The following is a 9,491-nucleotide window of genomic DNA, read 5'->3' as shown; positions in this document are numbered from 1 at the left end:
CCGCCCCGACGCCCTGACCGGCCTGAGCATCAACCCCGCAAACATGATCGGCGACCTGCATGGCAGCAAGGACTACCGTGCGCATCTGGTCAGCGTCATGACTAAACGGGCAATCCAGGACTGCTTGTAATAGCCCAATCAACCAAGGCCCTGGAACAAAGGGCCTTGGTTAAGGATTTCGAACCCGCGGCGCGTTCGAGGGGCGCCAGTATGCGCCAGTGTCTTCGCGGGCTTGCTGGTATTGCTGCGCGCGCTGCTGTGCGTTTTTGCCACCCGCGTTGAAAAGATGCCCCAGGATGCAATCCAAAACAGCCATCGCACCGGTAAAATTCGAGAAGTCATATAGGGAACGCGCGCTGACTGAAAACGTCACGTCGGGCTCGACTTTTGGCGCTATTACATCGCTGTCTGAAATAAGGATGATTTTCATCCCTTTCTGCTTGGCGAAACGCATTGATTGAATTGTATCGGCTGAGTACGGGTGGACCGTAATAGCAAGAAGGCAATCCTTGTGGTCAGCCTCCAGCAAATCATCAATCGCTGAGCCGACGTGCCGGGGTGCAAGCTGTATGCCGGGATGCGCCATTCGTCCGACATAGGAAAAATAGTATGACAGCGCATAGCTGGCGCGGGTGGCCGTCACAAAGCACCTTTCGGAATTGGTGGTGAAGTCGACGGCGCTGCGTATCTTGTCTGGGTGCATAAGCCTGAGCGAACGTGTTACGACGTTCTGAGCGTTTTGGGCGTGTTTCGCCTGTGACTGGCTTAACGCGTCCTCCGACTGCAAACTTGTCAGCCAGTCTTGACCCAAGTCATCTTCACGGTCTGTCACGAGGGCTTGCCGGAAGGGTTCACGAAACGCGTCGAAGCCATCAAAGCCCATGCGGTGAGAGAGGCGGACCAATACGTTGGAACTGACGCCAATACGTGCAGCCGTCACGCGAATAGGATTCAGGCCAAAGTCGCCCGGGAAATCTATGATGTATTTCGCGGCAGCTTGAAGGCTGGGGGGCATCTGTTCGATGTCCCGGCGCAGTGTGTTGGTGATGCTATTGAGCGTGTCCTTCATGATGGTAAAAAAACATATGTTCTGCGATTTGCAAATTGAAAACATGCGGGGCACGGGTAGATAGGGTTGAACCTTGGAAGGCAGGACTGATGACACCCAAAAAGTTGCAGCACTCTCCGTATATTCTTGTGGCGCCGAATGGTGCGCGTCGCGGGGCAGGTGATCATCCAAATCTGCCTGTTACGACAGAGCAGATTGTAGCGACCGCGCGGTCCTGTTTTGACGCTGGTGCGCAGGGCATTCATCTGCATGTGCGTGATGAAAAAGGTCAGCACAGTCTGGACGCAGGCCGGTACATAGAAACGATTGGGGAGTTGCACCGGGTAGTTCCTGAAATGGACGTGCAGATCACGACCGAAGCCGCTGGCATGTTTGACGTTTCTGCCCAGTTGGAGTGTCTTGTAGCAGTGTGCCCCAAATGGGTGTCGATCGCGGTCAGAGAAATTGCCAGATCACCTGATCTGGTCGACAAGGTTTATGCGACCTGCGCCGAGCAGGGAACGCGCGTGCAACATATCTTGTACGACGCCAATGACGCTGCGGTGCTGGCGCACTGGCAAAAGCAGGGACTTGTCAGACCGGCTCAGTCAGACAGATTGCTGGTGCTTGGTCGCTATGTTGAAGGGCAGCAGTCCACTCCGAATGATCTGGACCTGTTTTCTGCCACACAATCGCGGTGGATGGTCTGTGCGTTTGGTCGGCACGAGCACGCGTGCTTGATAGAAGCCGTCAAACGGGGCGGGGATGTGCGCGTCGGGTTTGAGAACAGCATGACTAACCAAGATGACATGCCATGGAAGGACAATGCGTCCTCGGTGAAGGCGCTTGTCGCAGCATTGAAGGAGAATGGGTCATGAGCCACGTCTTTCCACGTCATACAAAATCCGACCTGCCGGTCGCTGTTGCGGGCGACGGGTGCTATATCGTCGATGCTGCGGGAAAGCGTTATCTTGATTGCGGGGACGCTGCAGTGTCTTGTTTAGGTCATTCGGATCAATCGGTTATTGAGGCCGTGCAGGATCAGGTGGGAAAGATCGCCTTTGCACATACGGGGTTCATGACATCCGAGCCCGCTGAGGCCCTTGCGGAGGTATTGATCGAACATGCCCCTGGCGATCTGGATCGCGTTTATTTTGTGTCCGGAGGGTCAGAAGCGACCGAAGCGGCGATCAAGCTGGCACGACAGTATTACCTTGAGATCGGTCAACCTGAACGTCGTCGCGTGATCGCCCGGCGTCAAAGCTATCACGGAAACACGTTGGGCGCGTTGTCTGCCGGGGGGAATGCGTGGCGACGGGCGCAGTTCGCTCCGATGTTGATCGAGATGACTCATATCGCGCCTTGCTATGAATACGCCGAGAAACCGGACGGCGAGAGCAGTCACGATTACGGCCAGCTTGTTGCCAACGAACTCGAAGCTGAGATTTTGCGGTTGGGGCCTGAAACGGTGATGGCGTTCATGGCGGAGCCGGTTGTCGGAGCGACGCTGGGCGCGGTCCCGGCAGTTGAGGGGTATTTCCGCCGAATCCGTGAGATTTGCGATCAATACGGCGTTCTTCTGATCCTGGATGAAGTGATGTGCGGGATGGGCCGAACCGGGCATCTGTATGCCTGCGACCACGACGGAATCTCACCCGACATCCTGTGTATCGCGAAAGGGTTGGGGGCTGGGTATCAGCCGATCGGAGCGATGCTGTGCACCAGTAAGTTGTATGACGCGATCGAGAGTGGTTCAGGTTTCTTTCAGCATGGGCACACATATGTTGGCCATCCCGTCGCAACGGCTGCGTCGCTGGCGGTGGTGCAGAAATTGATACGACGCGACTTTCCGGCGCGCGCCACCGAGATGGGGGAGGTTTTGCAAAACGCGCTGCTGGATGAGTTTGGCCAACATCCCAATGTCGGCGACATCCGGGGCCGTGGGTTATTCTGCGGGTTGGAATTGGTTGCAGACCGCGCGACGAAAACACCGATTGATCCATCGCGTGGCACAGCGGCAAAGATAAAAAAAGCCGCGTTTTCAGAAGGGCTCATCTGCTATCCCATGTCTGGAACCCGAGATGGCAGGCATGGCGATCATATCCTATTGGCGCCGCCGTTCATTATCGGAAACTCGGAAATCGGCGAATTAGTCACAAAGTTGAGTAAAGCGATATCCGCAGTCGTTTAACGTGTTTGTGAACTGACTATTCCTGTGTATCCAATAAAGTAATTCATTAGTTAATTGTGCACAGGTGATGAATGGTTCGCGATATTTGGATGAGTTTTAGGGAATTACCCCTTTGGGTTCAAGTTTGGATGGCCTTTATTCTCATTCCCGTCAACTTGGCTCCGCTTGCATTTGTCGATCAACCACAAGGTGCATTGATCGCTGCGCTGTCCGTCACAGGCATGGCGTTGAATATTCCGATCATGCGCGCAGCAAGAAGTATGACCAAGGCGATGGCACTGCCTCACTTGGTCTGCTGGATTCCAATGGTTGCAATCGTCATTATGCTGTTGATGGATGCGTCCGCATTGTCACCAGGTTACGTGCAGTTTCTGGTGTTGCTTCTTGTGGTCGACCTCATTTCCCTCGGCTTCGATCTGAACGACTCGGTTATTTGGCTGCGGGAACGGCAGGCGGAACAATAAAGCCCCCTGAAAAGGGGGCTTTGATAAGCTGACCTAAGCCAGGCTTATTTTTGCGGCAAGGGCCCGATCATCATGATCATCTGGCGGCCTTCCATCTTGGGCATATTCTCGACCTTGCCCAATTCCTTGATGTCCTCGGCCACACGTTCCAGCAGTTCACGGCCCAGATTCTGGTGCGCCATTTCACGGCCACGGAAGCGCAGGGTGACTTTGACCTTGTCGCCCTTTTCCAGAAACTTGAAGACGTTCTTCATCTTGACGTCATAGTCATGCGTGTCGGTGTTGGGCCGGAACTTGACCTCTTTCACCTCGATGACTTTTTGCTTCTTACGCGCTTCGCTTTCGCGTTTCTGCTGTTCGTACTTGAACTTGCCAAAATCCATGATCTTGCAGACCGGAGGGTTCGCATTCGGCGAAATCTCAACCAGGTCTAGGCCGGCATCGGCGGCAAGTTGCATGGCTTTAGCGGGATGAACCACCCCGACGTTTTCTCCATCAGCACCAATCAGGCGAATTTCGGGGGCACGGATCTTTTCATTGACGCGCGGGCCAGTTTCTCGTTGCGGCGGCGCGTTGTGAGGTCTGCGGGCTATGGGTTCATTCCTTTGATGATTGCAGAATTTCGAGCCCGAAATTTAGACTGCCGCGCGCCCCGTTTCAAGCGCCAACCGCGCTGAAACGATTGAAATTCACAGGATTCGCGGCAGGTTTATGCGCCGGTCATAGCCTGGACAGTGACCGGCGCGGTCTGATCAGCCAACAAAGGCTTTTTCGATCACAAATTCCTTGGGCTCGGAATTTGCGCCTTCGCGCAGGCCGAACTCTTCAAGGATTTCCTTGATATCAAGGTTGAAGGCCAGCGACCCGCACACCATCGCGCGGTCGGTATCCGGTTTGATGCCGCCTTCAATGCCAAGGTCTGTGAACACGGTGCCGTCTTTCAACAGATTGGTGATGCGGCCCATCTTGGGGCTCTCTTCCCGAGTCGTGGTCGGGTAGTAACGGATCTTGTCGGCAAAACCTTCGCCCATCAGCTCTGCCAGCATCTCATCCTGTCGGATGCTTTCGATCAGTTGGCGGCCATATTCCAGCTCGGCCACTTCGCGGCAGGTATGGGTGATGATGACCTCGTCGTAATCTTCATAGGTCTGCGGCTCGCGCAGCAGCGAGGCGAAGGGCGCAAAGCCGGTGCCGGTGGCAAAGAACCACAGGCGCTTGCCGGGCAGCAGGGCGTCATGGACCAGCGTGCCCACTGGCTTGGGGCGCAGAATGATCTGATCGCCGGGCTTGATGTGCTGCAACTTCGAGGTCAGCGGACCGTCCTGAACCTTGATCGAGTAGAACTCCAGCTCTTCATCCCAGGACGGAGACGCGATCGAATAGGCGCGCAGCAAAGGCTTGCCGTTGTCACCCAACAAGCCGATCATCACGAACTCGCCCGAGCGGAACCGCAGCGAGGCGGGGCGCGATACCTTGAAGGAAAACAGGCTATCGGTCCAGTGCTTGACGTCGGTTACGGTCTGCGCGTCCGGCAGAACAGGGGCCTTCACGGTGGTTGCTTCGGTCACGGGCTTCATCTCTGTCATCGTTTCACTGCCGGTTCGGTAAACCGACATCTCCGTTTAATCTTTGATCCAAGTCAGGAAAAGGGGGCAGTTGCCCCCACGTCCTGTCGATAAGCTGGCGATTTGATGCGGTTAACCGCGCAGGCGGGCTTGGTAGTTGTTGTCTTTCCAGTTCGCACGCGCAAGCCACTGGTCTTCGGGCTGTCGGCTTGCAAGGCTGTGATCTATTTCAACTTCGTCGAAACCACTGCGGCGGGCCATTGCGTATTGATCAGCCAAAACATGGCCCTTTGCACGCAAGCGGCCCGAGTAGCCTTTCAAGCGCAGAATGCGCGCGATCGTAAAACCACGGCCATCAGCCGAGGACGGGAAATCCACGCGCACCATCTTGGCGTTGCCCAGGCGTTCAATCAGTTGATCGGGGTCGGTGTCCGAGGCCACATCCAGCGCAACCACATCATTGGCGGCGTCTTCCAGCGTGACAAACCCATCGGTCCAGTCGTCGGGGGCAAAGCCCTCATCGGTAACGATTACGTTCATGTTGTCTCTCCGGCGCGCACCATCTTGCCATCGACAAAATGGATGCCGCATTCTTCCTTGTTCTGGTCGCGCCAACGTCCGGCGCGGGGGTCTTCACCTTCTTTCACTGGCGACGTGCAGGGCGCACAGCCGATCGAAGGGTATCCTTTGGCCACCAGCGGATGCCGGGGCAGGTTGTTCTCGTCCATATAGGCGCGCACATCCTCGGGCGCCCAATGCGCCAGCGGGTTGACCTTGATCCGGCCCGTTCCGTCCTCGACCTCAAAGAAGTCGAGCGCCGCGCGGGTGCCGGACTGGAACCGTTTGCGCCCGGTGATCCAGCCGTCATAGCCCATCAACGCCTTTTGCAGCGGAAAGGTCTTGCGCAAGTTGCAGCACGCATCCGTATCCCGCAGTCGCAAAGCCCCATAGGGGTCATCACGTTGTACATCTTCATCCTCGGCGCGGATGATCTGGACGTTTTTCAGGCCTAGACGCTCGCTCACACCCTGCTGGTATTCCAGCGTTTCGGTGAACAGCATCTGCGTGTCCACGAACAGCACCGGGGTCATCTTGTCGACCACCGCCGCCATGTGCAGCAACACAACCGACTCCGCCCCAAAGCTGGACACCAGGGCGAGGTCTTCGATTTCTTCGATGGCACCGTGCATCACGTCATGCGCGCTGTGGTGCCGGAACCGGGCGTTCAGCGCTTCGACTTTTTCGGTCAGTGCGCTGCGGTCTTTGCCCAGTTCCGTCTGGATCAGATCAAGCGGCATTCGCCTGAGCCTCGGGGTAAAGAGCCGCTTTGAACGGAGCCATGCCGACACGACGATAGGTCTGCAGGAACTCCTCTTCGGCGCTCTCACGCTGCTCCAGATAGGTATTCACGATCCGCTCAACGGCGGGAACGATCTCATCATAGGCAAAGCCCGGACCTGTGCGGTCGCCAATGGCGGCCGTCTCGGTGCCGTCGCCACCCAGAGTGATCTGGTAGTTCTCGACGCCTGCGCGATCCAGACCCAGAATGCCGATGTGACCCACGTGGTGGTGCCCACAGGCGTTGATGCAGCCCGATATCTTGATCTTCAGGTGGCCGATATCATGCTCGAGCTTCAGGTCGTCGAAACGGGTTGCGATTTCCTGAGCAACCGGGATCGAGCGCGCGGTCGCCAGCGCACAGTAATCCATGCCAGGGCAGGCGATAATGTCGCTGATCAGGCCGATATTGGCGGTGGCCAGTTCGTATTCCTTCAGCTTGGCGTGGATCGCAGGCAGGTCCGATTTGTGGACATGCGGCAGGATCACGTTCTGCTCGTGGCTGATACGCAGTTCGTCATAGGCGAACTCTTCGGCCAGATCAGCCATCACGCGCATCTGTTCGGCGGTTGCATCGCCGGGTGTCGCGCCATGCTTCTTGATCGAAATCGTGACAATCGCGTGGTCCGCATTCTTGTGCGGTGCGATGTTGGTATCCACCCACGAACGGAACACCGGATCATTGGTGTAGGCACTTTCGAACGACGCAACCGAAGCTTCGCGGAAAGCAGGAGCCGCAAAGTGACCCTTGATCTCTTCCAGCAATTCCATATCGGCACCTTTGAACTGCGGGCGAACCTGCAAGAAGCGCTCGTTGACCTTGGCGCGAATGGTGTCGATGCCGTTTTCGTGCACGGTGATCTTGATGCGCGCTTTGTACTTGTTGTCGCGGCGGCCAATCTGGTTCCAGACGGAAACGGTGGCCTCAAGATAGGCCAGCAGATCGTCAAAGGCGACGAAATCGGACAGTTCCTTGCCGATCATCGGCGTGCGGCCAAGACCGCCGCCCACGATGACGCGCGCGCCCAGAACGCCGTCACGCTCGACCAGTTGCAGGCCGATGTCGTGTGCCTTGATCACGGCGCGGTCGTTTTCGCTGCCGGTGATGGCGATCTTGAACTTACGCGGCATGAACTGGAATTCCGGGTGGTCGGTCGACCATTGGCGCAGCAGTTCGGCATAGGGGCGCGGATCGGCGATTTCATCCGCGGCGGCACCGGCGAAATGGTCGGCAGTCACGTTGCGGATGGTATTGCCCGAGGTCTGGATGGCGTGCATGCCAACTTCGGCCAGCGCGTCCAGCATATCCGGCACGTCTTTCAGTTTCGGCCAGTTATACTGGATGTTCTGACGCGTGGTGAAATGGCCGTAACCTTTGTCCCACTTCTCGGCCAGCAGCGCCAGTTGACGCATCTGCGCACTGGAGAGCGTGCCATAAGGGATCGCGACCCGCAGCATGTAGGCATGCAGTTGCAGATACAGGCCGTTCATCAGACGGAAAGGTTTGAACTCATCCTCGGTCAGCGAGCCGTCGATACGACGCTCAACCTGGGCGCGGAACTGTTTGTTGCGTTCTGCCAAAAATGCTGTGTCGAACTCGGAGTAGCGATACATGATTAGCTGTCCTTAGTTGCAGCCCCGAAACCTGGGGGGCCTTGAAGGGGAGAGAGAGGGCCTGATCTCAGGTCCGGGGCTGCGGGGAAGTTTCCTGTTTGCCATGGGCATAGTTGGATGGGCCAGTCCGACGGAAGTCTTCCCTAAAGTGGGTCGGTTCGGGGCCGTTTTTACCGGCTACGGCGTCGGCAAGATACGCGCCTACAATGACATTTGCCTGACGTTCGGCATCCAGCAGGCGCACCTGCGCGTGGGCTTCATCGGTGATCAGCTCTGCCTCGGACAGTTCACGTGACCAGCGGTCGTCTTCGGTCAGGTAGATCACGTCACCTTCCAGCAAATGGTTTGCGGTGACAACTTTGGGCGTAAAAGCGCGGGGCATCAGGCGTGCTCCTTCTGGAATTGGGTCAGGGCGTTGACCGCGTTACGCGGTTCAAGGCCATAAAACGTCAGGGTTGGGCCATCCATCTCGGCGGCATTCAGATCATTGGGCAGTTGATCCAGCGTTGTCGCCAATATGCGCTGGTCGGGCCGGGATGCGTTTTCGATCAGTGTTACCGGGGTTGCACGATCCGCGCCGTGCATGATCAGGCGACCTTGAATAAAACGAGCGGACTTTTTGCCCATGTAGATCGCTGCGACGGATCCCGTTCGGGCAAGCGCGTTCCAATCGTGATCCGCGAAACCTTTCATGTCGTGACCTGTCAGGAAACGGACAGAGGAGTTGCGCCCGCGACGGGTCAAACTCTGGCCGATCCCGGCGACAGCGGCAGAGGCCGCAGTAATGCCCGGAACGATGGTCCACGTGATCCCCGCGGCCTGAACCGCTTCGATTTCCTCATCGAGACGACCAAACACAGTCGGATCGCCGGACTTGAGGCGCACGACACGCTGGCCATTTGCCGCGTGATCGACCAGCAGGGCGTCGATGTCTTCTTGTTTCCATGAGGGGCCGAACCCGGCCTTGCCCACGTCGACCAAAACAGCGTTTCGACCGGCCAGCGCCAGAACCTCGGCGCTGATCAGACGGTCATGCAATACGACATCCGCACACTCAAAAGCGTTCAGCGCCTTGAGCGTCAGCAACTCGGGATCGCCCGGACCTGCGCCGACGAAGTCGACGTGCCCAATGCCATCTTTTGTTTGCGAATGCCGCATGTCCCGTTCCAAGGTTGGTTTGACTTGCCTTGCAATATAGGAAATATTCCCGGTATTGCGCCATATGGGTGCAGAAATAAGAACGTATGTTCCGGTGGTGACGCCATTTGGGA

General features: G+C 57.0%; 11 protein-coding genes and 1 pseudogene. 4 read left to right on the top strand and 8 right to left on the bottom strand.

Annotated features, from left to right (window positions below):
• Positions 1-130: pseudogene (locus ACR0MS_RS17120) on the top strand (FAD binding domain-containing protein); the annotation flags it as partial.
• A 39-nt stretch (positions 131-169) separates the two neighbouring features.
• On the opposite strand, the gene ACR0MS_RS17115 reads toward ACR0MS_RS17120, so the two are convergent.
• The gene (locus ACR0MS_RS17115) at positions 170-1,240 is read right to left on the bottom strand and encodes a MurR/RpiR family transcriptional regulator (protein ID WP_480575954.1); all 1,071 of its coding nucleotides are present in this window, start codon (positions 1,238-1,240) and stop codon (positions 170-172) included.
• On the opposite strand from ACR0MS_RS17115, the gene ACR0MS_RS17110 reads away from it, so the two are divergent.
• The 3 genes from ACR0MS_RS17110 to ACR0MS_RS17100 all read left to right on the top strand — a co-directional run bounded on the left by ACR0MS_RS17110 (position 1,159) and on the right by ACR0MS_RS17100 (position 3,703).
• Positions 1,159-1,926, top strand: a complete 768-nt coding sequence (locus tag ACR0MS_RS17110; RefSeq protein ID WP_480575951.1) for a beta-keto acid cleavage family enzyme — start codon at positions 1,159-1,161, stop codon at positions 1,924-1,926. The genes ACR0MS_RS17115 and ACR0MS_RS17110 overlap by 82 nt on opposite strands.
• Positions 1,923-3,239, top strand: a complete 1,317-nt coding sequence (locus ACR0MS_RS17105; protein WP_480575948.1) for an aspartate aminotransferase family protein — start codon at positions 1,923-1,925, stop codon at positions 3,237-3,239. The genes ACR0MS_RS17110 and ACR0MS_RS17105 overlap by 4 nt, the downstream gene beginning before the upstream one ends.
• A gap of 71 nt (positions 3,240-3,310) precedes the next feature.
• Positions 3,311-3,703 (top strand): hypothetical protein, encoded by a 393-nt coding sequence (locus ACR0MS_RS17100; protein WP_480575945.1) that lies wholly within the window; start codon positions 3,311-3,313, stop codon positions 3,701-3,703.
• 44 nt (positions 3,704-3,747) lie between these two features.
• Here the strand turns inward: ACR0MS_RS17100 and infC are convergent, their stop codons facing one another.
• From infC to cobA, 7 genes are all read right to left on the bottom strand, one after another.
• Entirely contained in the window at positions 3,748-4,209 is a 462-nt protein-coding gene (gene infC, locus ACR0MS_RS17095) for a translation initiation factor IF-3 (RefSeq protein WP_480575972.1), read from the bottom strand.
• A gap of 246 nt (positions 4,210-4,455) precedes the next feature.
• The gene (locus tag ACR0MS_RS17090; RefSeq protein ID WP_480575969.1) at positions 4,456-5,289 is read right to left on the bottom strand and encodes a ferredoxin--NADP reductase; all 834 of its coding nucleotides are present in this window, start codon (positions 5,287-5,289) and stop codon (positions 4,456-4,458) included.
• A 111-nt stretch (positions 5,290-5,400) separates the two neighbouring features.
• Positions 5,401-5,808, bottom strand: coding sequence for a DUF934 domain-containing protein (locus ACR0MS_RS17085; protein WP_480575942.1), 408 nt, complete (start codon positions 5,806-5,808; stop codon positions 5,401-5,403).
• A complete protein-coding gene (locus ACR0MS_RS17080) occupies positions 5,805-6,566 on the bottom strand; it encodes a phosphoadenylyl-sulfate reductase (RefSeq protein WP_480575939.1) in 762 nt (253 codons plus the stop codon). The genes ACR0MS_RS17085 and ACR0MS_RS17080 overlap by 4 nt, the downstream gene beginning before the upstream one ends.
• Positions 6,556-8,220 (bottom strand): nitrite/sulfite reductase, encoded by a 1,665-nt coding sequence (locus ACR0MS_RS17075; RefSeq protein WP_480575936.1) that lies wholly within the window; start codon positions 8,218-8,220, stop codon positions 6,556-6,558. The genes ACR0MS_RS17080 and ACR0MS_RS17075 overlap by 11 nt, the downstream gene beginning before the upstream one ends.
• Before the next feature lie 67 nt (positions 8,221-8,287).
• Complete coding sequence (locus tag ACR0MS_RS17070; RefSeq protein ID WP_480575932.1) at positions 8,288-8,602, bottom strand: DUF2849 domain-containing protein; 315 nt, start codon at positions 8,600-8,602, stop codon at positions 8,288-8,290.
• Positions 8,602-9,378, bottom strand: a complete 777-nt coding sequence (cobA, locus tag ACR0MS_RS17065) for a uroporphyrinogen-III C-methyltransferase (protein WP_480575929.1) — start codon at positions 9,376-9,378, stop codon at positions 8,602-8,604. The genes ACR0MS_RS17070 and cobA overlap by 1 nt, the downstream gene beginning before the upstream one ends.
• Between the last annotated feature and the right edge of the window lie 113 nt (positions 9,379-9,491).

It is taken from the genome of Ruegeria sp. CJ2 (genome assembly GCF_056536745.1).
Note: the sequence above shows the minus strand (reverse complement) of the source record. Positions and strands in the feature narration are given on the sequence as shown.